Source organism: Microbacterium sp. H6 (assembly GCF_003314775.1).
Lineage (GTDB): Bacteria > Actinomycetota > Actinomycetes > Actinomycetales > Microbacteriaceae > Microbacterium > Microbacterium oxydans.
This window is the reverse complement of record NZ_QOAY01000040.1, coordinates 1-739: the sequence shown is the minus strand read 5'-3', so window position 1 is coordinate 739 and position 739 is coordinate 1. Positions and strand designations below refer to the sequence as shown.

General features: G+C 71.3%; 1 pseudogene. It reads right to left on the bottom strand.

The window, feature by feature from the left end:
- A pseudogene (locus tag DSP71_RS02710) lies at window positions 1-739 on the bottom strand (helix-turn-helix transcriptional regulator); the annotation flags it as partial.

The following is a 739-nucleotide window of genomic DNA, read 5'->3' as shown; positions in this document are numbered from 1 at the left end:
TCGCCCTCCACGGCGAGCCGCAGTCCTTCGAGGGGCAGGTCACGGCGCACGGCACCCTCTGCGGCGATGCGCCTCAGCCCGGGGACCTCGTCCGCGAGGGCTGCGCGGAGCTCGCGGCGCAGCATCCCGCGCGTCAGGGGCGTGAGCTCGAACGAGCTGCGGCCGCCGGCAGCCCAGCGACCGAAGCCGAACATCTCCGCCTGGTCCAGCGCCTTCACGATGTCCGGATCGCCGGTGAGCGCCGTGGCGAGCGGAACGTCGACGGAATCGGTGACGCTGATCCGGAGCATGCCTCGAAGCGCCCGAGGGTCGAAGCCGCACTCGGTGAGCCTGTCCTGCAGGTAGTCCTCGATCACCGTGGTCGCGGCTCGCAGGGACGCGGCATCCATGCCGGTCCCCCGCAGCGCCAGGGCGCGGATTAGCGCGGGGAATCCTCCTGTCGCCTCTCGTGTCGCAGCCGCCGTGTCCTCGTCGACGTCGAGCGCGCGACGGATCTCCTCATCATCGAACATGAGGTCTTCGGGAGCGACGAGCGTCGTGTCGATCAAGAGGTCGAGGCCCTCGCTGTCGAAGGGGCTCGGCCGATTCGTTGCGACGATCAGACGGGTGCGGGCAGCGGCACCGACGGCGCGACACAGCGCGAACGCGCCATCGCGCTCGACGGCGGCAGCATCGTCGAGCACCACGACCAGGTGGCCCTCCGCCTCGTGCAGACGCGCGGCCACGGCGGCCCAGCCCT